The organism is Pseudoalteromonas sp. SG43-5 (assembly GCF_014164345.1).
In the GTDB taxonomy this organism is placed as follows: Bacteria; Pseudomonadota; Gammaproteobacteria; order Enterobacterales; family Alteromonadaceae; genus Pseudoalteromonas; species Pseudoalteromonas distincta.
The window spans coordinates 176,907-201,645 of the sequence record NZ_JACJFA010000008.1 but is presented as its reverse complement, the minus strand read 5'-3'; the positions used below and the strand labels follow the sequence as shown (position 1 = coordinate 201,645).

Sequence of the window (24,739 nt, the reverse complement as noted above, 5' to 3'; positions counted from 1 at the left end):
TGTTAGCTTAGGCTTCAAAATTGCAATCAATACTAAGTTAAAAACAAAACAAGGGATTTAATAATGACTGAAGTTGCACTTTCGGCCTATTTGGCATTTTACCTCTATTTAATTATGTTGCTTGTACAGTGGGCTGTGGCTACTTTTAGCAAAGCTAAAGAACCAAATGCTGTACCAGGTAAAATTGACGAGGATTTATCGCACGACAGCTTTATATTTAGAGCACATCGTACGTTTCATAATACGCTTGAAAACAGTGCATTATTTATAGGTACGGTGTTATTTGCGTTTGTAATTAATTATCAAAGCCCGATTTTTGCAATGTGTATTTGGGTATATTTAATTGCGCGTTTAATTCACATGGCGCTGTACTACGCTATAGCAACGGAGAAAAACCCAAGCCCACGTAGTTACTTTTTTTTAATCGGCGTACTTGCTAATGTGGTTATGCTGATAATGATAGGGTTAAGGCTAATCTCTTAATTTATAAAAAAGTTATAAAATTTATTTATAACGATAAAAAAAGCGAAGAGCCTTTAAGGCATCTTCGCTTTTTTGTTTAAAGTAGAAGCAGAATAAAACTACCTCTACCGTAATGTAATATTAATGGCTAATCGACGCCTATAAACCCGCCTGTTTGGTGTGTCCATAGGGCTGCGTATATTCCACCCTTAGCGATTAATTGTTCATGAGTGCCTTGCTCAACTACGCCGCCGTCATCAAGTACAATTAATCTATCCATTTGTGCAATGGTTGATAGCCTGTGCGCTATGGCAATAACTGTTTTACCTGTCATTAAATCATCAAGACTTGCCTGAATTGCGGCTTCTACTTCTGAGTCGAGTGCGCTGGTGGCTTCGTCGAGTATAAGTATGGGTGCATTTTTAAGTAGTACACGTGCAATAGCAATACGTTGGCGTTGACCGCCTGAAAGCGTAACACCGCGTTCGCCCACTTGTGCATCAAAGCCTTTATTGCCTTTGCTGTCGACCAAGTCGTTTATAAACTCAAGCGCCTTAGCTTGTTTGGTCGCGTTGATCATCTCATCGTGGGTTGCATCGGGGCGACCGTACAAAATATTGTCTTTTACTGAGCGATGAAGCAAGGAGGTATCTTGCGTTACCATTGCTATGTAGCGGCGTAGGCTTTCTTGGCTAACGTCTGTGATGTTTTGCCCATCAATTTTTATTGTTCCAGAGTCGGTATCGTAAAAGCGCAGTAATAAGTTAACAAGTGTTGATTTACCCGCGCCAGAGCGACCGACTAAACCAATTTTTTCGCCAGGTTTAATATTTAAGTTTAAACCGTTCATTACAGGGCTGCGATTAGTCTCTTTTGCAGCTTTGCCGTAGTTAAAGTGTACGTTGTTAAACTCAATAGCACCTTGGCTTACGTTAAGCGTATCAGCATTTGGTTTATCGGCAACTTCGATAGGGTTCGACAGTGTTTTCATACCATCGGCTACGGTGCCAATGTTTTCGAACAAGCTGCTTATTTCCCACATGATCCACTGCGCCATACCGTTTAATCTAAGCGCTAAGCTAACAGCAACAGCAATAGCTCCGGCGCTAATTACGCTAAGCGACCATAAATAAAGTGATACAGCGGCAACCGAAAATACTAATAGGTAATTTAAGCTTTGAATAACAAAGTTTAAACTGGTTACTAAGCGCATTTGCTTGTACACAGGCTGTAAAAATACATCCATGCTTTGTTTTGCGTATTGCTCTTCACGCTGGGTATACGAAAACAATTTAATAGTTGAAATGTTAGTGTAACTATCAACAATACGACCAGTCATTTCTGAGCGCGCATCGGCTTGTGAGCTGGCAATTTTTTTAAGGCGCGGTACAAAGTAAAGTTGCACGCAAATGTATAAAACCAACCAAACTAATAAAGGGATCATTAAGCGCCAATCAGCTTCGGCAACTAAAAATACCATTGAGCCAAAATAAACCACGATATACATTAATACATCGAGTAGTTTGGTCACTGTTTCGCGAACGGCTAAAGAAGTTTGCAGTACTTTAGTGGCTATTCTTCCTGCAAATTCATTTTGATAAAAGCTAACACTTTGGCGCAGTAAATAACGATGTGCTAACCAACGAATTGACATAGGATAATTGCCAAGCAATGCTTGGTGCAAAATAGCAGAATGGAAAAAGACAACAATGGGCAATACTAATAACAGCATGACAGCCATTTTAATAAGTTCAGACTTTTGCTCTATAAACAAAGTTTCGGGCGTGTAGGCGGTTAACCAATCGACAAGTTGGCCCATGTAGCTAAATAAAGAAACCTCTAAAATAGCGAGCATGGCGGCACTGATTGACATAAGCAGCAACGACAGTTCCATTCCTTTGGTGTAGTGGCGACAAAAAGCAAATAAAGTAGAAGGCGGCTGAGTGGGTTGGTCCTCAGGAAATGCTTTTGTCATTTTTTCAAATAATCGATACATTTTAAAAACTTAAATGGCAAATAATGACGAGTATCATACCATTTAAGTATTTTTAAATGCAGGTTTGTAGGGCACTAATTATGACTATTATTCTTATTTATTGCGTTGGGTTACTTAGGTTTATTCCTTCGCTCATGTATAAATCGTCATATCTGAGACCACCATTTCCGTAAGGCTTTTTAATTGGGCCTGTATTACAGTTTGCTAAAAAGTATATAAGAGGTTGTTCGCGCTTCATTCTAAATTGTGCATTTTTATATACCAGCGTTTGACTGTTAAACTCACCACCTTTTACGTAAACATCATATTGCTGACCTTGCTCTGTGGCTGCTGCGTTATTAACAACGTACCATACGTCGTACCAAGTATTTGTTTGCAGAGGTTTAGCTGACTGTTTTGTAGTGTAGTTTTGAATGTTGCTATATCCGCTGTCGGTTTTAACCATTAAAGCGCCATCGTTTACAAACCCGTTTGATTCTGTTTTATCGGTTACGCGAAGTGTTGGCTCAAACGCATCGTACGCATGTTTATTTATTAGCTCTGGCGTGAGGTTGCTTAATCCAAAAGCATGGTTATTAGGGAAAGCAGCCACGTTTATACGTATATAAAATGTGTAGGTTTGACCAACTTCAACCGCTTGTGGAAGCTTTGTATAAGAAAGCGCTTTGCGATTGCCGATAATACCATCGCGTGCAGGCTTTTTTAGTAAATAATGATTTGTGGATGTAGTTGCAGATACAGTTGCTTGTTCTGATTGTATAACCGTTATTTGTGGGTTTTTAACCTGTGGTTTAGTTTCATTTTGCGTATCGACACTCTGCCACTTGCTAAGTGAATTTTCAAAATCATCAATAAGTAGCCAATCGCTCGACGTGTTTTCAGAAATGGTTGAACACGCCGCTAGCGTGCTTAACAAACATAAAAGTAACGTGTGTTTAAAATGCATAATCGGATCTCAGTAAGTTTAGGTGTTTTTGGTTAACCAATTATCGTTTTGGCTATAACTTTAAAGTAAATGTTATGTAACCAATTTAATGTTTTTATGTCAATCATTAAAGCAATACGTAATGGCGTGGGAACTGCGAAGATATAAAAATTATTATTCCATTCAAAAAATTAACCAGTAAACTTATCCATTAAATCAACTCAGCAAATTTCAGCTGAGTTTAAAATAATTTAATAGTTAGGATGTTATATGTATACGGGTTCGTGTTTGTGCGGTGAGGTAAGCGTTGAAGTGTCGGGTTGTATAACCAGCATAATCCATTGTCATTGTTCACTGTGCAGAAAAAACAGCGGGACTGCATTTGCAACCAATGGCTTTGTAAATACTGAGGACTTTATAATAACTAAAGGACAAGAGCAGCTGAGTGAATTTAGTTTTAAACCAGGGCGCACTCGTTACTTTTGTAAGTGTTGCGGCTCGCCGGTTTACAGTAGCAACAATGATGACAAAAGCAGAATACGAATTCGTTTAGGAATATTCGATAACGATATTACTGAGCTGGTATTATCGCATAATTTTGTTACGTCTAAAGCTAACTGGGAGCAGCTAGAAACAAGCTTACCGTGCTATGAAAAACATGAACCTGGGCGGTAACGCATTTTATTCAATGTGGTAAATGCTGTTAATACTTTTATAAAGGTTTGGCGCAAAATTTATAAACACAGGTGAGTTTTGTATTTCATCAACGTTTATGTGCATTAATGTTTGCTGGCTTAGTATGATTACTATATTTTTGTATTCGTTAAACTCTATTATCGCTAAGCACTTAAAATGTTGCCTTAAAAGTACTAAAAGCATTTGCAGCTCTTGGCCAGTTTGTGGGTTTAAATTAATGATTACTTGCGTATTTTGCTCACTGCAGCGATTTATATTTTGCCAAAAGCTATCGCTGGTTAAAAAAGGCTGATGATATTCACCACTAAAAATATCGATAGTGATTACGTTAAAGTGATCAGGGCATTGGCTAATATATTGTTCGGCGCATTGTAAATAGCTGCTGTGCTTAATTGGTAACTTAAAGTGCTGTGCAGCAATTAAGGCAATGTTTGGGTTTATTTCTACCGTGTTAAATGTATTGATGGTGTTTATGTAAGGCGTACTACTTTGCAAGTGATACATAATTCGCTCAAACCCTGCAGTGCCTAAACCTAAATTTAATATATTTGGTGTATCTACCGGTTTAAGTAAAAATAACATCATACATTGGTTTACAGGTACTATTACTTGCTCTGGGTGCGTAAGGTTCATAACGCCTTGAATTGTTATGTCTTCATTGGTTTTTTGTGCAAGCGTTAACCAACGGTATTCTTTATTTTGATACACGCATACGGGGCCGTATGCACTTTGCTGCGACTCAATAAGGTTACTTTTAATTGTATCTTCTTTTAGCTGACGCATAACTTAAACTATTAATGTATACACAATTACAGTGTGCCACGAAAATCACATTTTTTTGTAGATTATTGTGTAACAAGGTTTGTAATTTAACCTCTAAATATAATATTGTATTTGCAATTAACCACTTAGACGTTATTCAAGGATTGGAAATGGGATTAATTTTAGGGCCTGCTGTTTTAGCGTGGTTTGCGGTATTTATCTATTCTTTACGATTAGGGTATGTGCTTATTTATAAAAATATGAGCGTATTAACCACAGTGTCTACTTTTGCAATTAGTATTGTTGGTATGTTGGCTTTTATGACGTATGGATATAGGCAGTTTGTAAACAATACCTCAGTTTGGGCATTTGAGATCCCAAGTTACTTTTTATTTAGCAAAATAGCTTTTATAGGTGTGTTGAGTGGTTTTTTACTTAACTACTATATTAAGCCTGAAAATAGTTCGGAGTTTTTGAGCTGTTTAGCATTTGTATTAATATTTATGTTTTCTGCTGGTGTGCTTGCAAGCTTAGGAGGACATGAGGCCTTTTTGAAAGAATTTGATATTAAAACCACTCATTAAAAGTATGCATAATAAATTTTGGCCCAGTACCTATAAAAGGTAGTGGGCTTTTTACTATCCTAATAACCTCTTGTAAATGCGCTTTAGCGTGATCCTTTCTGCATCTACCTCAAATGTATTGCCATAAAATCTTAGTTAAGTAATGGTTACACTATAATAATTAGGAGCTAATAGATGCTTAAAACACCTTTGAAAATCACAACAACGTTACTTAAATTTACTGCAATTGCAGGCGCCTGCACACTTGCATTATCAGCACATGGGAAAACACAACTTCAATACACAGAACAGCAAAAATTACATGATATAGCAGCTCAAGTATCAGCCGAACGTATTGGTAGTGACATTCAAACGCTGGTGGATTTCGGTACTCGCCATACGCTTTCAGAAACTAAATCGGATACTCGAGGCATTGGTGCGGCTAGGCGCTGGATAAAAAATGAATTTGAAAAAATATCCGCGCAGTGTGGCGGTTGTTTGGAAATCATTGAAGTAAAGGACACTATATCGGGCGAAAAACGCATTCCTAATCCTGTTGAAGTGGTTAACATTGTGGCTATTCAACGAGGGTCAAGCGAACCTAATCGCATGGTGATTATGTCGGGTGATATAGATTCTCGTGTAAGTGATGTTATGGACTTTACGAGTGATTCACCTGGGGCAAATGATAACGCATCAGGTGTAGCGGGAGTAATTGAAGCTGCTCGTGTTTTAAGTAAATACAAATTTAATGGTTCGGTAGTTTACGCGGCGCTTTCGGGCGAAGAGCAGGGTTTGTTTGGTGGAAAAATATTAACGGCTTATGCGCAAAAGCATGACTGGCAAGTTCATGGCGTTTTAAACAACGATATGATTGGCAATATTACCGGTATTAATGGGGTAACTGATAATACAACTGCGCGTATATTTTCAGAAGGTACCCGTGTTGTAGAAACAAAAGAGCAAGCTCATACTCGCCGCTTTACGGGTGGTGAAGTTGATTCGGCGAGTCGAAATTTAGCGCGCTACATAGATACTATTGCTGACAGATACATTCCTAACCTAGATACAATGCTTGTATATCGATTAGATAGATTTGGCCGTGGTGGGCATCATCGTCCATTTAATGATGCAGGTTTTGCAGCAGTGCGTATTATGGAAACTAACGAGCACTACGATCGTCAGCATCAAGATTTACGCACTGAAAATGGCGTTGAGTATGGCGATACTATTGAAGGCGTTGATTTTGATTATACAGCTAAGTTAACTTCACTTAATGCGGTAACGATGGCATCTATGGCGTGGGCGCCCGCACCACCAAAAGAAGTTAAAATAAAGGGAGCTGTTACAGCTGATACGTCGTTTTCATGGCAACAAAGCAGTGATGAAAATATTGCTGGCTATAAAATTTATTGGCGTTACACGAGCGAGCCGCAATGGCAGTTTAGTAAATACGTTGGTAAGGTTTCACAGTACACACTTAAAAACGTAGTGATTGATAATTATTACTTTGGTGTAGCCTCTGTCAGTAAAGACGGTGTTGAGTCGCCAGTAGTATTTCCGGGTGATGTGGGTTCGTTTGATCACAATATAAAATAATAGTTTGGCTAAAAACACAGCAAACAGAGCGCTTTAAGGTGCAAATGACCGTTTTATACTTGCACCTTATTTACTAAGCCCTTAGAGTGTTAAAAAAGAAGTAAAAGGTTAATAAAAATGCAGCAACAAGAAAAAAAGCCGTTAACAGCAAAAGAACAAGTTATAACTGATGAGCAAAGAATGCAGTGGCAACGCGAATGTTTTCAAACAGCGCAAAAGCATTTAGCCGAAAAGGGCATTATGCCAAAATCAGTAGTTGATAAAGACAGTCGATTTTTAGCACCACTTTGTGCAATGTGGAAATTTAAAGCACAGAACGGTAAAACATATTGGGTAGTAACAGGGCGGTTACCTACAGATCATGCTGAAGTAAGTGCAGCTACAGATGCTCGTGATGCAATGCGTTACTTTTCTTTGCAGTGGCAATTAAAAGCGGATCAGATTATGAGTACAGGCGCGCGTGATAAAACACAGGTAGACTTTGCTAACTTACTTATCAATAGAGCACATGGCTTGTACGAAATGTATGATAATGAGCCGCTGTGGGCAAATGAGGCAAAGTAACGACGGTTTGGGTTAAGTAAAAAAGAGAGGGTGATAGCTTATTTATCGCCCTTTTCTTTATCTAATGGACAAGTGTGAAGGGAGTAGTATTAAACGCCGAAACAGGGCATTGCATACGTTGCCTAGGAATTCCCGCCTCCATAAATACATTCCCTTGCTGAATAAAGCCATTGCGCTTAAAACGCTCTACTTCATTTAAAATACAATTAATGCTTACTTCTTCAATACCTTGGTTTGACGCTAATTCTACAATAAAGTTGAGAAGCGATTTATATACTTTGCGATTACGGTGCTCAGGTAATACAGCTATTCTGCCGATTAAGCCATCTTTACATAATCTACCTGTTGCTATTGGGCAGTTTGCATCGTCTGTAACAAGTACATGTAATGCAATTTTATCTAGGCTATCAAATTCGATATGCTTGGGGATATGTAACTCGTAAACAAAAACCCGCTCTCGAATTTTTTGTAGCATATCTTTTTTTATATCCCATTCAACCTTATCAACCAGATAGCCCATTGCAAACTCCTATTGATACCAAATTAGAATGAGTAAGCAATCACAGCAAAATTATTTAAGCCAATATTAGATGAAAATTAAAAATTTTAACTGACCTGTATACATAATATCTTACGCTGTAAAATGCTCATCATTATTAATATAATTGGTATTATTACTCGTGGTTTATATTAAACCAGATCCCCTCATTAACAAGTGTAGTAAAAGTTTGAGTAAAAACTAAACTTGGCTTTGTTAAATTTAATGCTGAACTTTCAAACTCAGTATTATCGGTAAGTAGTTTTACCGCCGCTAAGTCGGTTAACGGCATAGCGTAATTTTCGCCATTTACACTTAGTAAAACTTCTGTATCGAGTTGCTGATAAATAGCGCGTGTGCCACCTAAGCGTTCAAACACTGCTTCTTCATTACTTAAATCATCGCTTATTTGCTCTGACGTAAATGGAGGCTCTACTGGCGCTAAATCCATTTCATGTTTGGGCTGACTAAGCGTTGAGCCTAGCCATTGTTTAAATAAATCGTCATTTTCTAAAAGTGCCGCCATCAATGTTTTAACTTTATCAACTTCAAGGTTTGTAAGTTCACCCTTTGATTTTCTTAATGTGATGTTGTGATCGGTATAACGTTTTTGTCCGCTTTCGGTATCAATAATATGATCGGCAAAGCTCGACAATAAATCTTGTTGGTTTGGCGCTCTAAAACCAACTGAATAATTTAGTGCATTTTCTACAGCGTAACCTTCGTGAGGGCACCCTGGTGGAATATATAAAATATCGCCAGGCTCTAATATGCAATCGATTACGGCTTCAAATGCTTCTACTTGCAGTAATTTTTTGTTTTGAGCAAACTGCTTAAGTGTTGGATCGGGCAGGCCTACGCGCCAATGACGTTTACCTTCGCCTTGAATAATAAATACGTCATATTGGTCTAAATGTGGGCCAACACCACCATTAGGCGTTGAATAGCTAATCATTAAATCATCTATGCGCCAGTTTGGAATAAACCTAAATGGCTCTAGTAGTTGTGCAGCTTCAGGATGCCAATGATCAACAGCTTGCACTAATAAGGTGGCATTTACGTCTGTTAACTTTTCAAAGTCTTCAAATGGACCTTGGTGCGTTTGCCAATCATTTTTATGATTGGTGATAATACGTGACTCTATGCTTTCTTCCATTGCGAGACCGGCAAGTTCATTAGCATCAAGTGGGTCTTGAAAATCAGCAAAACCTTGTTTGATTAAAAGCGGCTTTTTTTGCCAAAAATGGCTTAAAAACTCTTGCTCAGACAAATTATTTATTTTTAAATGATACATACATTATGCCTACTAGTTAGTGCAATGGGGTTAAAACAAAAAAAGCGAAAGGATGATCCTTTCGCTTTTTAAAAGAGCAATTTAGTTTTTAAACTAAATCATCAATAAACTCAACAGCACGACCAATGTAATTAGCAGGTGTTAGTTTTTTCATTTCTACTTTAGCGTGCTCTGGAAGGTCAAGACCATCGATAAAGTCAGCCATTATTTCTTGATTTACACGTTTGCCGCGTGTTAAATCTTTAAGTTTTTCGTATGGCTTTTCAATACCATATTTACGCATAACTGTTTGAATCGGCTCGGCTAGCAATTCCCAGTTTTGATCAAGCTCGTCAGCTAAACGTTGCTCGTTTACTTCAAGCTTGCTTACACCTTTAAGTGTTGATTGGTATGCAATGATCGCATAACCCATACCTACACCTAAGTTACGTAATACCGTTGAATCGGTAAGGTCACGCTGCCAGCGAGAAACTGGTAATTTTTGTGCAAGATGAGCAAAAATAGCGTTTGCTAAACCTAAGTTACCTTCTGAGTTTTCAAAATCAATTGGGTTAACTTTATGCGGCATTGTAGATGAGCCAATTTCGCCCGCAATTGTTTTTTGCTTAAAGTGATTAAGTGCGATGTAACCCCACATGTCACGGTCAAAATCGAGCAAAATAGTATTAAAACGTGCAATTGCGTCAAACAACTCTGCAATATAGTCATGCGGTTCAATTTGTGTAGTAAATGGGTTAAGTGTTAAACCTAAGCTTGATACAAATTTATCTGCGTGAGTATGCCAGTCGTAATCTGGGTATGCACTAAGGTGAGCGTTGTAGTTACCAACAGCACCGTTAACTTTACCTAGCATTTCTACTTGAGCAATTTGGTCTCGTTGACGCTTTAAACGCATGTATACGTTAGCAAACTCTTTACCCATCGTTGATGGTGTAGCTGGTTGCCCGTGCGTACGAGTCATCATTGGGATTGCTTTGTACTCAATCGCTTTTTCTTTAATTGCGCTTAAAAGCTCATCGCAATAAGGAAGCAAAACCTTGTTACGTGCTTCGCTAAGCATTAAACCATGAGATAGATTGTTAATATCTTCTGAAGTACAAGCGAAGTGAATAAATTCATTGATTGCATGAAGCTCACTGTTATCGGCTACTTTTTCTTTTAATAAGTATTCAACCGCTTTAACATCGTGGTTTGTAGTGCGTTCAATATCTTTAACGCGCTGTGCATCAGCTTCGCTGAAGTTATCTACAATGGCGTTTAGAAGTGCATTAGCTTCTTCGCTAAATGCAGGTACTTCTTTTATATCGCTTGCTGCAGCTAACGCTTGCAACCAACGCACTTCAACAATTACGCGGTATTTAATTAAGCCAAATTCGCTGAAAATACTGCGTAGTTCAGTGGTTTTGCTGCCGTAGCGACCATCCACTGGAGAGATAGCCGTTAACGCTGAAAGCTCCATAATAACTCCTAAATTTTAGTTTGAACGATAGTTAAATTTTTGTTTTAGCAATGGCGAGTATTTTTCTTTTTGCAAAGAAAAAGTGACGGCGTTTACCGCCCATTTGTCGCCATAATACTGCACTTCTAATGCCGGCTAATAATAACGCACGGAGTTTATTTTGAGTGAGCTGCTGTTTTAATAACTCGGGTTTACCATAAACCTGTATTCGGTGCCCAAGGGGGCTCAGCACCGACGAGTATATATCTGCTAAACCGGCAACAACGCTCTCGTCGGTAATAGCAAAATGATCTAAACGACGATGAATATCATCAATTCGTTTGCCTAATTCGTTTAAGCTTTTGTCGTTTGCACTTAGTGCTCGCTCAAGCTGCATCAAACCACCTACGTATTTTACTATTTCAACATCTTTTTGAGCGCCAGCAGTTAGCTGCGCCATTAATGTTTTATAGCCATCACGTAAGTTGTCAGTACCTTGGTAAACATCTTCTGGCGATGCCGGTGATGTTTGAATAATGCTTGAAAGTAATACTTCTAAGTCGTGCTCATTATTACTGCCGTACTGGGCAATTTTTTGAACTTGCTTAGCAACCTGGCACATGGCGGCAAGCGCCATGACTTGGTGTTCATTCATTACTTAATCACCGAGTCAATAATACCACCACCTAAACACACATCTTCTGCATAAAATACAGCAGATTGACCTGGCGTAACTGCTTTTTGTGGTTCATCAAATAATACACGAGCCATGCCGTCTTCACCTACAAGTAGGGTACAGCTTAAGTCTTCTTGGCGGTAACGTGTTTTAACTGTGCAGCGAGTGGTACCTTTAGGGCCAACGCGGTCTACCCAATGTAATTGGTTTGCATTAAGACCATTACTGTATAGGCGAGGGTGATCTTTGCCTTGGCCAACAACAAGTACGTTACGTTCTAAATCTTTATCAACTACGTACCATGGTTCGCCAGAACCTTCCTTCATACCACCAATTAACAAGCCTTTGCGTTGTCCAAGTGTGTGGTACATTAAGCCTTCGTGCTCGCCTACGTTATTACCGTCAGTGTCTTCGATAACGCCAGGTTGCGCTGGTAAGAACTTTTGTAAAAAGTCTTTAAATTTACGCTCACCGATAAAGCAAATTCCGGTGCTGTCTTTTTTATCGTGAGTGATTAGGTCTTGTTCTTCTGCTATGCGGCGCACTTCTGGTTTTTCGATATCGCCTACAGGGAATAACGTTTGGCCAATATGTTCATGGCTTAGGGTATATAAGAAGTAGCTTTGATCTTTATTGTTATCAAGTCCGCGACACATTACGTATTTGTCATCGCGAAGTTCACGGCGAACGTAGTGTCCGGTTGCAATAAAGTCAGCACCGAGTGCTTGAGCCGCAAATTCTAAAAAGGCTTTAAATTTAATTTCTTTATTACACATTATATCTGGGTTTGGCGTACGACCCGCTTTGTACTCTGCTAAAAAGTACTCAAATACATTATCCCAGTATTCAGCAGCAAAGTTTACTGTGTGAAGCTCAATGCCTAATTTGTCGCACACGGCTTGTGCATCTTTTAAGTCATCAGCGGCGGCACAGTATTCATCATTGTCGTCTTCTTCCCAGTTCTTCATAAACAGGCCTTCTACTTGGTAGCCCTGTTGTTGTAATAAATATGCAGATACAGAAGAATCAACACCGCCGGACATGCCAACAATGACTTTAATGTGACTATTTTCGCTCATGAATAATTTCGCTTATACAGATTGCTGTTAACTTGGAAAGGCCGCGATTATAGCATGTATTTTGTTTGTGCTTAAAGAGCGTAGGGCGGCAAAGGACATAATTTGTCACTATTTTATTTGTATAACAAATAGCAAAGTAACCTTACGAAGTATTATATAAATTTATTTATCGATTTTTTGATGAAAAATCGATACTTTCAAATTCCTCAAAAACATAAACTAGGGATTAGTGGAGGAAACTATAATTTAGTCGTCGTAAATTGTATCTAATCTCAAAGCCTTTTTGCTTAAGCTATCTTCAACACACTTGAGCACTAAAGGGCTCCTAAGCGGTAATGATTTTATTTGCTCTAATGTATGCCAGTTAGCGCTGATAATGTCAGAATCTATTGGTGTTGGTGCTTTTATATTATTAGGTGCTTCAAATAAAAAGCAGAATCGCAAATAGTGCACTGCGTTATCGGCATGCAAATTATAAACACCTAAAAAACCAATAGGCGCAAGCGCTAAGCCTGTTTCTTCTAGTAGCTCTCTGCTTGCAGCTTGTGCAAGTGTCTCATTTTGCTCTAAATGACCCGCAGGTTGATTGTAACAAATTTGCTTTGTAAATTTATCGCGCTCTTTTACAAGTAAAAACTCATTTTGCTTTTTTACTATTGCTGCAACCGTGACATGCGGTTTATGCATCAACTACGCCCTTAATTACTTTGTATTCACCACAATTAATATCATCCAACGTATAGTTGCCAATGCTATAGCGGATGAGGCGAAGTGTAGGGTGTCCAATATGCGCGGTCATTCGACGAACTTGTCTGTTTCTACCTTCATTAATGGTAATACTTAGCCAAGTGGTAGGGATTGCTTTTCGCTCGCGTACAGGGGGATTACGCGCCCAAATTGTTGGCTCATCAATTATTTTAACGTTAGCGGGGAGTGTAAGCCCGTCTTTAAGTTCTACGCCATTACATAAATCATTAATTGATTCACTCGTTGGTTCACCCTCAACTTGTGCCCAGTAGGTTTTATTCGTTTTTTTATCAGGAGCAGTTAAGGTGTTTTGTAGTTTCCCACAGTTTGTTAAAAGCAATAAACCCTCACTGTCTCTGTCTAACCTTCCTGCTGCGTAAACTTCTTTAATAGGTATAAACTCTGCAAGCGTTTTTCTGTCTGCGTCATCCGTAAATTGACATAGCACATCAAACGGCTTGTTGAATAACACAATTTTTCTGTCTTTAGATGCTATCTGCGGCTTTATTTCTCTTTTACCAGATGGCGTTTTGTTAAGTGCACTGCGTGAATAAGTACGCCCAGTACTTCTTTTTGGCTTGGCTTGTGTTGCTTGATTATTGCCTGATTTAGCTCTCATTATATGCACCTAGCTGGTTTTGGTAATCCGGCAATTTTTGTTGCTTGCTTGGCTGGGCCTTTAGGAAATAATTTATATAAATAAAGGCTATTTCCTTTATCTTCACCGAGTGCTTTAGCCATTGCTTTTACAAGCATTCTAATTGCTGGGCTGGTGTTATATTCAATGTAAAAATCACGAACAAAATTAATGACTTCCCAGTGTTGCTCACTAAGTATGATGTTTTCTTGAGTAGCAATTACAGGCGCCAGCTCCTTTGACCATAAAGTATGGTCGAGCAAGTAGCCTTGTTTGTCGGTTTCAATCTGTTGGTTGTTAAATTCAAGCATGAGTTACCACGTAATTGATTGATTAGTTGATAAAGTGAGTGCCACAAAGTCTTCATAGCTAATTGCTTTATCGTTATCTGCTAATTTTATTGCACGTACTTGCGCGTCTTGTTCAAGTATTAACAGTGTATCTGCAAATTGCCTAAATTGTTTTTTTGCAAAGCAGGCATCACCAACAAGTAGTACCTTATCGCCTGATAAAATTAAATTCTCAAGCTGATTTGCCGAGTAATAGTTAAGCGGCTTTGAAAAAATATGTAACGTACTCATAGGTTCACCACATGTTGCTGCGCTTTAATTAGTGTTTGTTGTTGACTAAAGTTAAGAGCTTTTGCCTCTATGAGTAAATCATGTTTATTTAAACCATAATCAAGCAATGATTTTTCACACACGAAAATGTTTTCAACATCATAAATTTCGAGTGTTTTAATATTTTTAAAAAGGTCTTTTAAGCCAATATTGTTTGGTTGCTGATGCTTTTTTAAAGCTAAAACGGCGGGGCCGCTAAACAACCAACTTACATTTTGATCAACAGCAGCAAATATCAATGTCATATCTAGTGCATCACGAATATTTAAATCGTCAAATGGGCTGCACTGACTCATTACTAATACGTTTATCATTTAAATTGCACCCATTTATCTGCGTCGCTTGCAAGCATTGCAAATTCAGCTAACCCTGCGACTTTAAATACACCTGTGTTTTTAATATCTAACCCGCGCTTTTGCGCGGCGGTAACACACAGCATTAAATTTTGATCAGCGAGTTGCTGCCAAAGTGCTGAAATTTGAAGTTCGTCTGAGGATAAATCAAAGTGGGTAGATGCATGATAAATACCTTGCTGGTATAAAAAAATAGCATCAATGGTGTGCCCTTGGGCTAAACATGCATTCGCAAATTTAACTATGCGTTGCGTGGTATCGTGATCGGATGGTGGTGTATGTAATGAAAGAACAAAGCGTGCCAAAACAATTCCAATAAAAAAGCCCCAATAAAGGGGCTATTTTAACAGAACTATTTAATTAGTCATCACTTGCGCCAAGTAGAGCAAGCAAAGAAGTAAATAAGTTATATACGCTTAGGTATAAAGACACAGTTGCGCGAATGTAGTTAGTTTCACCACCGTTTATGATTCGGCTTGTATCAAATAAAATCAAACCAGACATAATCAGTACAACTGCTGCATTAAGCACCATAAACATCAATGAACTGCCAATAAAAATATTAACGATGCTTGCTACAATCACAACGATTAAGCCAACAGTTAAAAAGCCACCCATGAATGAGAAATCTTTTTTAGTATTTAGTGCATAAGCAGATAAACCAAAAAAGATAAGCGCTGTAGAACCTAAGGCTTGCATAATAAGCATTGGGCCATTAGGTAATGCAGCATAATGGTTAAGCAATGGACCTAAGCCTGCCCCCATTAAACCTGTGAAAGCAAACACCCAAAATACACCAGATGCTGTATCTGCTTTTTTATTTACAACAAATAATAAACCGAACGAAACGAGTGTAAACACAATTCCCATAAAGTAAGGTAATTGTAGTGCCATTGAAATACCGGCTGTAACTGCACTAAATGCAAGTGTCATAGCTAGTAAAAAGTAGGTGTTTTTAAGTACCTTGTTTGTTTCAATGGTAGACATTACCGGTTTCGCGGTATTGTACGATTGATTAAACGCCATTGTAGAGCTCCTTTAAGTGAAACGTGTGTGTTTCGATAATTTAACTAAAATTAGATTACCAACTCTTATATGTTTGGGCAAACCTTTGTAGATCAATAGAGTTAAATATTTAAATAAAAGTATATTGACGGCTAAATTAAAAACATTTTGTTTTAACTTTAAACAAATTAATTGTTTTTTAGGCACTTAAACAATTAATTTAAAAAAAAGCTTCACAAAAGGGATGGGTTTCCCTATTATGCAGGCCGTGCGGAGAGATGGCAGAGTGGTCGAATGCACCGGTCTTGAAAACCGGCATGGGTTTATAGCCCATCTAGGGTTCAAATCCCTATCTCTCCACCACTTATTTAATAAGTGTGTGGTAATTAAAATATCATTCATTTAAATAGTTATTAGTACACTCTTACTTTTAACTTAGCAGTATCGGAGAGATGGCAGAGTGGTCGAATGCACCGGTCTTGAAAACCGGCATGGGTTTATAGCCCATCTAGGGTTCAAATCCCTATCTCTCCACCATATAACAGAATAGCCCGCTAATTTAGCGGGCTTTTTTGTGTTTGGAACAAAATCAGTACACTTATACCAACCCGCAATAATACTTAATCATTTTGCGGGGCTAAACGTGTCGCTCCCTGCGTTAAAAAATTCTCATTTTGAACAACTAAATAGCGAATTTATTGCCTAGCTGTAAACACGTTTTTCCGCCCTCTAAATAGATCACTTAATTAAGCGAATTGGTATTACATCTCTTATCTCTTATTAGTAAAACCTTAAAAGCAGATAGAGTTGCTCACACATCATCTTCTGATGTTAAAAAACGTTGATGTTCTCTTCCTATTTTTGTTTTTAATAAAACGACCATCACAAAAAACTTTAAATGAGTTGGAATGCACATATTAATGTGTGTTATTTTTAAATATTGGTGGATTAAAGGTATGCAAAATAGGATGTTGTGGCTCAAAGATGATCTAGATTCGAGAAAGTTAGTTGTATATCGTGCCGTCATGTTTTCGTTTATAACGCTTTTTGTACTTTTTGTATTTCAACCTTTTGGCACTTCAAGCGATACCGAGTCTTACAAGTTTCTGCGGCTTTTTGGCTATGGGTTAGTAACCTTTTGTGCTTTGCTATTGTCAGGTTTCATAGAAATAGTGTTACTTAAGTTTAAGCTAAGTAAATTAAACCGTTTAATTATTATTCCTATCATATATATTTTAATTACTGCGATATTCAATCATGGGTATTTTGTGGTTGCTGTACTTGGATCTTGGCATTGGCAGAATCAATTACTTTTTGTAGGGTATATTTTTTGTATTGGTGTATTTCCTCTTATTTTTTTACTTGTGGTAAATAGGCATGTAATAGATTTAACTAAGCCAAGTACAGTTAGCGTTGCTCAAGAGCAGTTGAGAGAAGTTGAGTTAAAGACAATTACTCTCAAAGGCGATAACAAAAACGACGAAATTAATACGGCTCCTCACCATATTTTATTTATTAAATCTTCAGACAATTATTGTGAAATAACAATACAAGAAGGAGCTTCAACTTCACGTAAACTAATACGTGTATCTCTTAGCGGTTTATTAAAGCAGCTTCCAGAAAAAACAATTATATTACGATGCCACCGTTCTTATGCGGTCAACCTGCAAAACATTCAACACTACAGTGGTAATGCTGGAGGGTTGCAATTATCGCTACATACAATTGATATTAAAATTCCTGTGTCTCGTTCTTATGTAAAAGTAATAAAAGATGCTTTGTCATTAATCCCAAAAACATGTTAATCCCCCCTAAAACATGGGCTTTATACCTCGTCTTGTAATTGAGACCTAATAGGTCGCTTTGTATTTTTACTATTGCCAAGATTAAGTTGAAATTTACAACTTAACGAGAAAAGTAGATATGAAATACGCTATCAAGGCATTTGTAATAATTTCTATATTTGTATTTTGCCACTATGTAATGAGGCAGTTTTGGGGAGAAGGTTGGTCTAGCTGGTTGTCTGAACTTGATAATCTGACTGGCATTTTATTTACCCCCGCTAAATATACTTTTTTATATGGACCGTTAGTTATTGCGGCTATTATTTTGTTTAAACAAAGTGAGCCTTTTGAAACTATAGGGCTCAATTCCTCTGGTTTTATTAACTATGCACTTGCAGCAATTATTTGTTGTACTCCTATGGCAATAGGTTATGGATTTTTGAGTGATGAACTTAACCTATCAATACCAGCAATAATAACTGGCTCAGTTTATGCGGGTTTTTTTGAAGAGCTAATTTTTAGGGCTGCATTGTTTGGTGTTTTATTTAAATATTGTAGATGGGGCTTTGTGCCTGCGGCATTAATTAGTTCAGTAATATTTGGTCTGGGCCATATTTATCAAGGCAATGATGCGATTTCTGCTTTGATGGCGGTTGCAATCACTACTGTAGCAGGTACATGGTTTGCGTGGCTATATTGTGAATGTGGTTATCGTATTTGGTTTCCTATGTGGATGCATATTTTTATGAATGCAGCTTACGGAATATTTGGTATGTCGGGTGGCGCAGTAGGTGATCTACAAGGTAACTTATTTAAAGCAACAGCCATTGTGTTAAGTATTGTGTATGTTGAGATGCTAATTCGACGAGGAAAGCAGCGCGAAGTTACATTATCAAAATTATTTCAATGCACTAAAAATGGCCTTTACACGCAACAAGCTAACTTAAACTGAGTGGGAAACGACCATGCTAGAATTATTTATTGTAATAATTATATTTAGCTCACCCTTTTTGATTCTTACTATTACTAAACGTTATTTCACCTATAAAACTACAATAATGGCAGCGCACGCAAAATTTAAAGGACTAAATAATAATAACAAGATAACAAAATTAGAGGAACAAACAGCGATGTTGAGCAAAAGGGTGGCAGTGCTTGAGGAAATAGTAACATCTCGCCACTTTGAGTTATCAAATAAAATAGCTAAGTTATAAGCATTTTGATAAGTGTGACCCAAACTTATGAGCCTATTAATAAAGTAATAGGCTCATACTGCAATAAGGTTTATTTTTAATCATAAATTACGACCATAGTCTCTGTTTCTAACCTTTAGATCTTGGTGCATGCTTTATACATAGAATTTAGATTTGTGTATTAAGGATTTTAAATGAAACATCAGCTAGCAAAAAGCGTAGGGCTTTCGTTATTATCGCCTGTTATTGTAGGCAGTTTACTTGGTGTTTATTACTCACTTACGCTTGAAGGCGAGTTTGTATCAATATTTCTTACCTTATTAATGACTGCTATATCAAATGCACACATAGTAGGCTTAACAATGGCTGCTTTTGTTGTGCCTGGGTATTTACTCATGTTTAAGTATTCTAAAGTTAATTATTCAGGGGTATTAACTCTTGGACTACTAGGCGGAGCGATATTTAGTTACTTATTAAGTGCCACAACAGGGGAGATATTTTTGATCAATAGTGTAATGTCAGCATTCGCTGCTGGGCTGTTTTTGTTTGGTCTTCGTAAAACGGCAAAAAAATAATCGCAGCATTATTAACCAAGCGCACTGATAAACGGTGTGATTTCCTTTTTTTTACCTCCAAAAGGTTCCAATTTTTCACGACAAAGAGTACCTTTAGCTACTGTATGTTTAATAAGAAGTAGTTTGGTATGCAAAAGCACGATTTTTACCAGTCATTAGTTAAGCAAACTGAATCGCTGATAGCTGGTGAATCCAATGTAATTGCCAATATGGCAAACATAAGCGCGCTGTTATTTACCTCTTTAGAGGATGTAAATTGGGCGGGCTTTTACTTTATGGATTCTCCTACTGAATTAGTACTTGGTCCGTTTCAAGGTAACCCTGCATGCATTCGTATTCCAGTAGGAAAAGGTGTATGCGGAACTGCTGCGGCAACCGTAGAAACACAATTAATTGAAGATGTTCACGCTTTTGACGGCCACATAGCCTGTGATGCAGCGTCTAATTCTGAAGTAGTTGTACCTATCATGAAACATGGTAAAGTATTTGCTGTACTAGACATTGATAGTCCGAGTATTGGTCGATTTGATGCTGACGATAAAGCCGGTCTAGAAGCATTAGTAAAATGCTTAGAGGCGAGCTTGTAATGAAAGATTTGCTAAATGTTCAAGACTACCTATTTGCTGTACAAGATGTCGGCGATTGGGAAGGCGAAGAAGAACATGTAGCGGAAACGCTCAATGATTTGATTCATATTGCATGGGATCGTCTTCCAGATGATTCAGAATGTGAATTTATTGATGAAACAATTAATGGTATTTGGGAACACCTTCGAGGTGATATGGCTGTTATAGAAGCCGATTTCGAAGAGTTGGTCGACTGGGTAACACACTACGTCGATTCGTCCCTTGATGAAAAGATGTGAAAAATAGGTTCTAAAATGGAAACCACAAACAAGCTAAAAGATATTAATGAAGTGTTGGAATTTTTATATCAAGAATTCCCACAATGTTTTAAACAAAAAGATGGCATCAAGCCGCTTAAAGTAGGTATTTTTAAAGATATTGCTGAGCGTATTGAAGGGTCTGAAAAAGTAAGTAAGACTCAAGTTCGTCAAGCGCTTAGAAAATACACGTCTAACTGGCGTTATTTAGAAGCTGTGACTAAGTCAGAGTTTCGTATTGATCTTGATGGTAATCAAGGTGAAAAAGTTGAGCAAGAGCATATCGACCATGCACAAAAAGCATTGGAAGAAAGCCGCGCTAAAATGGCTAAACGCAAAAAACAACAGCGTCCTCGCCAAGATTCTGATTCTAAATCTTTCAAGAAAAAACCAGCTCATGCTAGCAAACCAGGCGATAAAAACGCTCCTGCAGCTAACAAACCTGCTAAAGCAGCGCCGGCTAAGCGTTCAGGAAAAATTGAACCTTTGCCAGCAACTGAGGTCAAGGTTAATAATAAGGTTAAGGTTAAACTTGGCCAAGCACTTGTAAATGCAGTAATAACTGAAGTGAACAAAGATGATGTTCATGTTGAGTTAGTAACAGGTATGCAAGTTAAAACCAAAGCTGACAGCTTATACATTGTTTAAGTTGTAAATAAATTAAGGAGTTGTGTATGAGTAAAAAGTTTACGCTCATTCCGTTAGTTGCTGCCCTGTTTTCAGGTTCATTATTTGCTGCTGTAGAAGCCGTCACTATTGACGATTTACCCCAGCTCAAGCAAGAGAGTCAACATGGTACTGCTAGCAAACGAGTGGCTAGCTTATTTGCTCGTTCACACTATACACCGGTTCGATTTAACGATGAGCTTTCTAGTAAAGTGTACGATCGTTATATCGAATCCCTTGATTTTAATAAAAGCGTTTTCTTAGCCAGCGATATCGCCTCATTTGAGCAATATCGTGATGACTTTGATAACGCTATTACTACCGGTAAATTAGACTTTACGTTTGATATTTTTAACTTAAGTCTTAAACGCCGTTTTGAACGTTACGAGTATTCACTTACTCTGCTTGAAAAAGAGATGACGTTTGATAAAGAAGATGAATACTTTTTTGACCGTGAAGATTCAGCATGGCCTGCGTCACAAGCTGAGCTTGATGAAATTTGGCGTGAGCGTGTAAAGTACGACGCACTGCGTTTAAAAATGACGGGTAAAGATTGGGAAGGCATTAAAGAGGTGCTGACCAAACGCTACAAAAATGCAGAAAAACGTTTAGTACAATCAAATTCAGAAGATGCTTTTCAAATTGTTATGAATTCGCTAGCACGCAGTATTGAGGCGCATACGTCTTATTTATCGCCACGTCGTGCAGAGCAATTCAAAATGGATATGGACTTAGAGCTTGAGGGCATTGGTGCCGTATTAAGCCCTGATGAAGATTACACCGTTATTCGCAGCTTAGTGCCGGGAGGCCCTGCAGATAAAACAGATCAAATTAAAGCTGATGATCGCATTATTGGTGTTGCTCAAGATGGCGAAGAGTTTGTAGATGTAATTGGCTGGCGTTTAGATGACGTAGTTGATTTAATTAAAGGTCCTAAAGGGACTAAAGTACGTTTACAGTATTTAAAAGGTGTTGATGCTCATGGCGCTCCGAAAGTTGTAGAAATCACTCGCGATAAAATTCGACTTGAAGATAGAGCGGCTAAATCAGAAGTATTTGAAGCAAAATATTCTGATTTAACAAGTAAAATTGGGGTGATTGAAATTCCTGGCTTTTACAATAATCTTTCGAAAGATGTAAAAGTAGAACTTGCTAAGCTTAAAGAAGAAAAGGTTGATGGTATTATTATCGACTTGCGCCAAAATGGTGGTGGTTCATTATATGAAGCAACACAATTGTCAGGTTTATTTTTTGACCAAGGCCCAGTTGTTCAAATTCATACCTTAAATAACCGTATAGAAGAGCAAAAAGATCGTGATGGTATAACTTACTATGACGGCCCTTTAACTGTGTTAGTTGATCGTTACAGTGCATCTGCTTCTGAAATATTCGCAGCAGCAATGCAAGATTACGGTCGCGCTGTAATTATTGGTGAGCAAACATTTGGTAAGGGTACTGTACAGCAGCACAAAGGCTTAGGCCGTGCTTATGACCTATACGATAATGCGTTAGGTAGTGTACAGTATACTATTGCTAAGTTTTATCGTATTAACGGTGGTAGCACGCAACATAAAGGTGTTATCCCTGATATTTCGTTTCCATCAGCAATTGATCCTGCACAGTGGGGCGAAAGTAAGCAAGATAATGCACTTCCTTGGGACAGCATTGTTAAAGCGAAATATAAAAAACTAGGTAATTTAACCCCTATTATTACGTACCTTGAAAAACAACACGAAGTACGAATTAAATCAGAGCCAGAATTTGGTTATGTATTTAATGACATTACCTTATACAACGAAGAGAAAGACCGTAAAACTATCTCTTTAGTTGAAGCAGACCGTATTAAAGAAAAAGACGAAGGTGAAGCACGTGCACTTGTACGTACTAACGAACGTCTTAAGCGTTTAGGTAAAGATCCGGTAGAAAACTTAGACGATATACCAGAAGTAATTGAAGAGCTTGACCCATTTTTGGAAGAGGCTGCATTAATTACTCAAGATTATATTAATTATGGTCGTATAGCTAAAAAGTAATAACTGGTTTTACCTCTGTAAAAAAGGCGCATTGGCGCCTTTTTTACTACCTAAAATTTACTAAATTGTTATAATCTTCGATTACATAAAGTTGAGCTGGATTAATGACGCTCAATTAATGCGCTTTACGTGCTAAAAATAATAATTAAACACACAGCAAGTGTGTGTAGGAGTCTCTATTTTGAAGCCATTGGAAGATAAACCAATCAAGCCTGCCTCGTTTTTTGATGCATTAATTCCTATCTCTGTATTAATCTGTTTACTTGGCGCGGCTGTATACTTATTCGGTGACAACTCTTCATCCGGTCCTAACCAAATAGCACTTTTATTTGCCACTTTTGCAGCGGCTTTAATTGGTCTTAAAAACGGTTACACATGGAAAAAATTAGAACAAGCTATGATAGAAGGCATAACGCTTTCACTTGGTGCTATTTTAATTTTACTTATGGTAGGTGCATTAATTGGTACTTGGCTACTTTCTGGGACTGTACCAACTCTAATTTATTATGGCTTACAAGTTATAAATCCAAGTTGGTTTTATGCAGCGAGTTGTTTAATTTGTGGCATTGTAGCAATGAGTATTGGTAGTTCTTGGACCACGGCTGCTACGATAGGTGTTGCTTTATTGGGTGTTGCTACGGGTCTTGGACTTGAGCAAACAGTAACCGCAGGTGCAGTTATATCTGGCGCGTACTTTGGTGATAAGCTAAGCCCGCTGTCAGAAACAACCAATCTAGCACCAGCAGTTGTTGGCGCTGATTTGTTTGAGCATATTCAACATATGCTGTGGACGACAGTACCAAGTTTTGTAATTGCACTGATTATATTTATATTCATGGGCTTTAATGCAACAGCTTCAAGCGAAGCAGGGCGCATTGATGAAATAACGGCTATTTTACAGCAAAACTTTAATATTGGTTTTGAAATGCTGATCCCGTTAATCGTACTTTTAGTTTTAGCTATTAAAAAAATGCCAGCATTTCCTGCTATCTCAATTGGTGCTGTTGTGGGCGCTGTTTGGGCTATGTTGTTTCAGTCTGATCTAATTGCTAGCCAAATTGATGTTTCTCAAGGACAGCTAGTTGGCTACTTCAAACTTGTTTGGACTACTTTCTTTGATGGTTTTAGCATAAGTACCGGCGATGATAAGATGGATTCCTTACTCAGCGGTGGCGGTATGGCTGGTATGCTTACAACTACATGGCTGATTATGACTGCACTGATGTTTGGTGCCATTATGGAAAAAACAGGTCTTTTGGATATTTTCGTAAAAAGTATACTTAAAATAGCTAAAAGCACGGGGTCGTTAATTGCGGCGACAATAGCTACGTGTATAGGAACTAACGTAATAGCGGCCGATCAATATATAGCGATTGTTGTACCGGGACGTATGTTTAAAGATGAATACGAAAAACGTGGTTTGAAGCCTGTTAACTTATCTCGTACATTGGAAGATGGCGGTACAATTACTAGCCCACTAATTCCATGGAATACGTGTGGCGCATACATGCAAAGCGTTTTACTTATAAACCCTTTTGATTATGCACTCTACGCTTTCTTTAACTTAATTAACCCTGTTTTAGCGGTTGTTTATGCCTACTTAGGCATTAAAATTTTACGTATTAAGCCAAAACAATCTGCCTAATTTTAA

At 37.9% G+C, this 24,739-nt stretch carries 29 protein-coding genes and 2 tRNA genes; 16 read left to right on the top strand and 15 right to left on the bottom strand.

The genetic code is table 11. From position 1 onward, the window contains the following. The first annotated feature begins 63 nt into the window (after positions 1-63). The gene (locus H5161_RS11125; protein ID WP_002963227.1) at positions 64-483 is read left to right on the top strand and encodes an MAPEG family protein; all 420 of its coding nucleotides are present in this window, start codon (positions 64-66) and stop codon (positions 481-483) included. A 127-nt stretch (positions 484-610) separates the two neighbouring features. On the opposite strand, the gene H5161_RS11120 is transcribed toward H5161_RS11125, so the two are convergent. Beyond that, positions 611-2,458 carry an ABC transporter ATP-binding protein gene (locus H5161_RS11120; protein WP_154903025.1) on the bottom strand — a complete coding sequence of 616 codons (1,848 nt, stop codon included), beginning with the start codon at positions 2,456-2,458 and terminating at the stop codon, positions 611-613. A 97-nt stretch (positions 2,459-2,555) separates the two neighbouring features. Then, positions 2,556-3,404: a hypothetical protein gene (locus H5161_RS11115; protein WP_182769282.1), complete on the bottom strand. Its 849-nt coding sequence runs from the start codon at positions 3,402-3,404 to the stop codon at positions 2,556-2,558. A 249-nt stretch (positions 3,405-3,653) separates the two neighbouring features. Here H5161_RS11115 and H5161_RS11110 point away from each other — a divergent pair, with 249 nt between their 5' ends. Beyond that, positions 3,654-4,058 carry a GFA family protein gene (locus tag H5161_RS11110; RefSeq protein WP_182769281.1) on the top strand — a complete coding sequence of 135 codons (405 nt, stop codon included), beginning with the start codon at positions 3,654-3,656 and terminating at the stop codon, positions 4,056-4,058. Between the two features lie 6 nt (positions 4,059-4,064). Here H5161_RS11110 and H5161_RS11105 read toward each other — a convergent pair whose 3' ends face one another. Then, positions 4,065-4,862, bottom strand: a complete 798-nt coding sequence (locus H5161_RS11105; protein WP_182769280.1) for a hypothetical protein — start codon at positions 4,860-4,862, stop codon at positions 4,065-4,067. Positions 4,863-5,011: 149 nt separating this feature from the next. Here H5161_RS11105 and H5161_RS11100 point away from each other — a divergent pair, with 149 nt between their 5' ends. From H5161_RS11100 to H5161_RS11090, 3 genes are all read left to right on the top strand, one after another. Further along, on the top strand, positions 5,012-5,425 hold the full coding sequence (locus tag H5161_RS11100) for a hypothetical protein (RefSeq protein WP_002962719.1): 414 nt from the start codon (positions 5,012-5,014) through the stop codon (positions 5,423-5,425). A 174-nt stretch (positions 5,426-5,599) separates the two neighbouring features. Next, entirely contained in the window at positions 5,600-7,003 is a 1,404-nt protein-coding gene (locus H5161_RS11095) for a M28 family peptidase (RefSeq protein ID WP_182769279.1), read from the top strand. Positions 7,004-7,120: 117 nt separating this feature from the next. Continuing rightward, positions 7,121-7,567, top strand: coding sequence for a DUF4826 family protein (locus H5161_RS11090; RefSeq protein WP_024594685.1), 447 nt, complete (start codon positions 7,121-7,123; stop codon positions 7,565-7,567). A 61-nt stretch (positions 7,568-7,628) separates the two neighbouring features. Here the strand turns inward: H5161_RS11090 and H5161_RS11085 are convergent, their stop codons facing one another. The 12 genes from H5161_RS11085 to H5161_RS11030 all read right to left on the bottom strand — a co-directional run bounded on the left by H5161_RS11085 (position 7,629) and on the right by H5161_RS11030 (position 15,975). After that, positions 7,629-8,087 carry a GNAT family N-acetyltransferase gene (locus H5161_RS11085; protein ID WP_024594684.1) on the bottom strand — a complete coding sequence of 153 codons (459 nt, stop codon included), beginning with the start codon at positions 8,085-8,087 and terminating at the stop codon, positions 7,629-7,631. 154 nt (positions 8,088-8,241) lie between these two features. Continuing rightward, the gene (locus H5161_RS11080) at positions 8,242-9,399 is read right to left on the bottom strand and encodes a cupin domain-containing protein (protein WP_182769278.1); all 1,158 of its coding nucleotides are present in this window, start codon (positions 9,397-9,399) and stop codon (positions 8,242-8,244) included. Positions 9,400-9,487: 88 nt separating this feature from the next. Then, on the bottom strand, positions 9,488-10,858 hold the full coding sequence (gene purB / locus H5161_RS11075) for an adenylosuccinate lyase (protein WP_149602566.1): 1,371 nt from the start codon (positions 10,856-10,858) through the stop codon (positions 9,488-9,490). A gap of 31 nt (positions 10,859-10,889) precedes the next feature. Then, positions 10,890-11,492, bottom strand: a complete 603-nt coding sequence (gene hflD / locus H5161_RS11070; RefSeq protein ID WP_182769277.1) for a high frequency lysogenization protein HflD — start codon at positions 11,490-11,492, stop codon at positions 10,890-10,892. Beyond that, positions 11,492-12,592 (bottom strand): tRNA 2-thiouridine(34) synthase MnmA, encoded by a 1,101-nt coding sequence (gene mnmA, locus H5161_RS11065; protein ID WP_002962705.1) that lies wholly within the window; start codon positions 12,590-12,592, stop codon positions 11,492-11,494. The genes hflD and mnmA overlap by 1 nt, the downstream gene beginning before the upstream one ends. A 246-nt stretch (positions 12,593-12,838) precedes the next feature. Beyond that, positions 12,839-13,279 (bottom strand): NUDIX hydrolase, encoded by a 441-nt coding sequence (locus tag H5161_RS11060; RefSeq protein WP_182752049.1) that lies wholly within the window; start codon positions 13,277-13,279, stop codon positions 12,839-12,841. Next, a complete protein-coding gene (locus tag H5161_RS11055; protein WP_138489139.1) occupies positions 13,272-13,958 on the bottom strand; it encodes a pseudouridine synthase in 687 nt (228 codons plus the stop codon). Before H5161_RS11055 ends, H5161_RS11060 begins: the two co-directional genes overlap by 8 nt. Continuing rightward, a complete protein-coding gene (locus tag H5161_RS11050) occupies positions 13,958-14,287 on the bottom strand; it encodes a TusE/DsrC/DsvC family sulfur relay protein (protein ID WP_182736315.1) in 330 nt (109 codons plus the stop codon). Before H5161_RS11050 ends, H5161_RS11055 begins: the two co-directional genes overlap by 1 nt. Positions 14,288-14,290: 3 nt before the next feature. Further along, entirely contained in the window at positions 14,291-14,557 is a 267-nt protein-coding gene (locus H5161_RS11045) for a DsrH/TusB family sulfur metabolism protein (protein WP_008133664.1), read from the bottom strand. Continuing rightward, positions 14,554-14,910, bottom strand: coding sequence for a sulfurtransferase complex subunit TusC (gene tusC, locus H5161_RS11040; protein ID WP_182696472.1), 357 nt, complete (start codon positions 14,908-14,910; stop codon positions 14,554-14,556). The genes H5161_RS11045 and tusC overlap by 4 nt, the downstream gene beginning before the upstream one ends. After that, positions 14,907-15,254, bottom strand: coding sequence for a sulfurtransferase complex subunit TusD (tusD, locus tag H5161_RS11035; RefSeq protein ID WP_182692960.1), 348 nt, complete (start codon positions 15,252-15,254; stop codon positions 14,907-14,909). Before tusD ends, tusC begins: the two co-directional genes overlap by 4 nt. Positions 15,255-15,309: 55 nt before the next feature. Further along, on the bottom strand, positions 15,310-15,975 hold the full coding sequence (locus H5161_RS11030; RefSeq protein ID WP_008133668.1) for a Bax inhibitor-1/YccA family protein: 666 nt from the start codon (positions 15,973-15,975) through the stop codon (positions 15,310-15,312). A 251-nt stretch (positions 15,976-16,226) separates the two neighbouring features. Between H5161_RS11030 and H5161_RS11025 the strand changes: the two genes are divergently transcribed. From H5161_RS11025 to nhaC, 11 genes are all read left to right on the top strand, one after another. Further along, a tRNA-Ser gene (locus H5161_RS11025) sits at positions 16,227-16,317 on the top strand. An 83-nt stretch (positions 16,318-16,400) separates the two neighbouring features. Continuing rightward, a tRNA-Ser gene (locus H5161_RS11020) sits at positions 16,401-16,491 on the top strand. Positions 16,492-16,862: 371 nt separating this feature from the next. After that, entirely contained in the window at positions 16,863-17,759 is an 897-nt protein-coding gene (locus H5161_RS11015) for a LytTR family DNA-binding domain-containing protein (RefSeq protein ID WP_259398691.1), read from the top strand. 118 nt (positions 17,760-17,877) lie between these two features. Next, the gene (locus H5161_RS11010; protein WP_154903035.1) at positions 17,878-18,690 is read left to right on the top strand and encodes a CPBP family intramembrane glutamic endopeptidase; all 813 of its coding nucleotides are present in this window, start codon (positions 17,878-17,880) and stop codon (positions 18,688-18,690) included. Positions 18,691-18,703: 13 nt separating this feature from the next. After that, complete coding sequence (locus tag H5161_RS11005) at positions 18,704-18,952, top strand: hypothetical protein (RefSeq protein ID WP_182769276.1); 249 nt, start codon at positions 18,704-18,706, stop codon at positions 18,950-18,952. A gap of 173 nt (positions 18,953-19,125) precedes the next feature. Next, complete coding sequence (locus H5161_RS11000; protein ID WP_002961912.1) at positions 19,126-19,506, top strand: hypothetical protein; 381 nt, start codon at positions 19,126-19,128, stop codon at positions 19,504-19,506. A gap of 128 nt (positions 19,507-19,634) precedes the next feature. Then, a complete protein-coding gene (locus H5161_RS10995) occupies positions 19,635-20,093 on the top strand; it encodes a GAF domain-containing protein (protein ID WP_002961911.1) in 459 nt (152 codons plus the stop codon). Further along, positions 20,093-20,371: a hypothetical protein gene (locus tag H5161_RS10990; protein ID WP_002961910.1), complete on the top strand. Its 279-nt coding sequence runs from the start codon at positions 20,093-20,095 to the stop codon at positions 20,369-20,371. Before H5161_RS10995 ends, H5161_RS10990 begins: the two co-directional genes overlap by 1 nt. Before the next feature lie 15 nt (positions 20,372-20,386). After that, on the top strand, positions 20,387-21,037 hold the full coding sequence (gene proQ / locus H5161_RS10985; protein ID WP_002961909.1) for an RNA chaperone ProQ: 651 nt from the start codon (positions 20,387-20,389) through the stop codon (positions 21,035-21,037). Positions 21,038-21,063: 26 nt separating this feature from the next. Then, the gene (gene prc / locus H5161_RS10980; RefSeq protein ID WP_154903037.1) at positions 21,064-23,088 is read left to right on the top strand and encodes a carboxy terminal-processing peptidase; all 2,025 of its coding nucleotides are present in this window, start codon (positions 21,064-21,066) and stop codon (positions 23,086-23,088) included. A gap of 181 nt (positions 23,089-23,269) precedes the next feature. Further along, positions 23,270-24,733, top strand: a complete 1,464-nt coding sequence (gene nhaC / locus H5161_RS10975) for a Na+/H+ antiporter NhaC (RefSeq protein ID WP_002961908.1) — start codon at positions 23,270-23,272, stop codon at positions 24,731-24,733. Positions 24,734-24,739: the final 6 nt, after the last annotated feature.

Coding starts and splice junctions, on each gene's coding strand:
- H5161_RS11060 (WP_182752049.1), bottom strand. CDS start 13,279: ATGCATAAACCGCATGTCACGGTTGCAGCAATAGTAAAAAAGCAAAAT.
- H5161_RS10995 (WP_002961911.1), top strand. CDS start 19,635: ATGCAAAAGCACGATTTTTACCAGTCATTAGTTAAGCAAACTGAATCG.
- H5161_RS11080 (WP_182769278.1), bottom strand. CDS start 9,399: ATGTATCATTTAAAAATAAATAATTTGTCTGAGCAAGAGTTTTTAAGC.
- H5161_RS11115 (WP_182769282.1), bottom strand. CDS start 3,404: ATGCATTTTAAACACACGTTACTTTTATGTTTGTTAAGCACGCTAGCG.
- H5161_RS11125 (WP_002963227.1), top strand. CDS start 64: ATGACTGAAGTTGCACTTTCGGCCTATTTGGCATTTTACCTCTATTTA.
- H5161_RS11055 (WP_138489139.1), bottom strand. CDS start 13,958: ATGAGAGCTAAATCAGGCAATAATCAAGCAACACAAGCCAAGCCAAAA.
- H5161_RS11050 (WP_182736315.1), bottom strand. CDS start 14,287: ATGCTTGAATTTAACAACCAACAGATTGAAACCGACAAACAAGGCTAC.
- prc (WP_154903037.1), top strand. CDS start 21,064: ATGAGTAAAAAGTTTACGCTCATTCCGTTAGTTGCTGCCCTGTTTTCA.
- H5161_RS11015 (WP_259398691.1), top strand. CDS start 16,863: ATGCACATATTAATGTGTGTTATTTTTAAATATTGGTGGATTAAAGGT.
- H5161_RS10990 (WP_002961910.1), top strand. CDS start 20,093: ATGAAAGATTTGCTAAATGTTCAAGACTACCTATTTGCTGTACAAGAT.
- H5161_RS11110 (WP_182769281.1), top strand. CDS start 3,654: ATGTATACGGGTTCGTGTTTGTGCGGTGAGGTAAGCGTTGAAGTGTCG.
- H5161_RS11085 (WP_024594684.1), bottom strand. CDS start 8,087: ATGGGCTATCTGGTTGATAAGGTTGAATGGGATATAAAAAAAGATATG.
- purB (WP_149602566.1), bottom strand. CDS start 10,858: ATGGAGCTTTCAGCGTTAACGGCTATCTCTCCAGTGGATGGTCGCTAC.
- H5161_RS11010 (WP_154903035.1), top strand. CDS start 17,878: ATGAAATACGCTATCAAGGCATTTGTAATAATTTCTATATTTGTATTT.
- H5161_RS11000 (WP_002961912.1), top strand. CDS start 19,126: ATGAAACATCAGCTAGCAAAAAGCGTAGGGCTTTCGTTATTATCGCCT.
- H5161_RS11105 (WP_182769280.1), bottom strand. CDS start 4,862: ATGCGTCAGCTAAAAGAAGATACAATTAAAAGTAACCTTATTGAGTCG.
- proQ (WP_002961909.1), top strand. CDS start 20,387: ATGGAAACCACAAACAAGCTAAAAGATATTAATGAAGTGTTGGAATTT.
- H5161_RS11005 (WP_182769276.1), top strand. CDS start 18,704: ATGCTAGAATTATTTATTGTAATAATTATATTTAGCTCACCCTTTTTG.
- H5161_RS11120 (WP_154903025.1), bottom strand. CDS start 2,458: ATGTATCGATTATTTGAAAAAATGACAAAAGCATTTCCTGAGGACCAA.
- H5161_RS11030 (WP_008133668.1), bottom strand. CDS start 15,975: ATGGCGTTTAATCAATCGTACAATACCGCGAAACCGGTAATGTCTACC.
- H5161_RS11100 (WP_002962719.1), top strand. CDS start 5,012: ATGGGATTAATTTTAGGGCCTGCTGTTTTAGCGTGGTTTGCGGTATTT.
- mnmA (WP_002962705.1), bottom strand. CDS start 12,592: ATGAGCGAAAATAGTCACATTAAAGTCATTGTTGGCATGTCCGGCGGT.
- H5161_RS11095 (WP_182769279.1), top strand. CDS start 5,600: ATGCTTAAAACACCTTTGAAAATCACAACAACGTTACTTAAATTTACT.
- H5161_RS11090 (WP_024594685.1), top strand. CDS start 7,121: ATGCAGCAACAAGAAAAAAAGCCGTTAACAGCAAAAGAACAAGTTATA.
- tusC (WP_182696472.1), bottom strand. CDS start 14,910: ATGATAAACGTATTAGTAATGAGTCAGTGCAGCCCATTTGACGATTTA.
- hflD (WP_182769277.1), bottom strand. CDS start 11,492: ATGAATGAACACCAAGTCATGGCGCTTGCCGCCATGTGCCAGGTTGCT.
- H5161_RS11045 (WP_008133664.1), bottom strand. CDS start 14,557: ATGAGTACGTTACATATTTTTTCAAAGCCGCTTAACTATTACTCGGCA.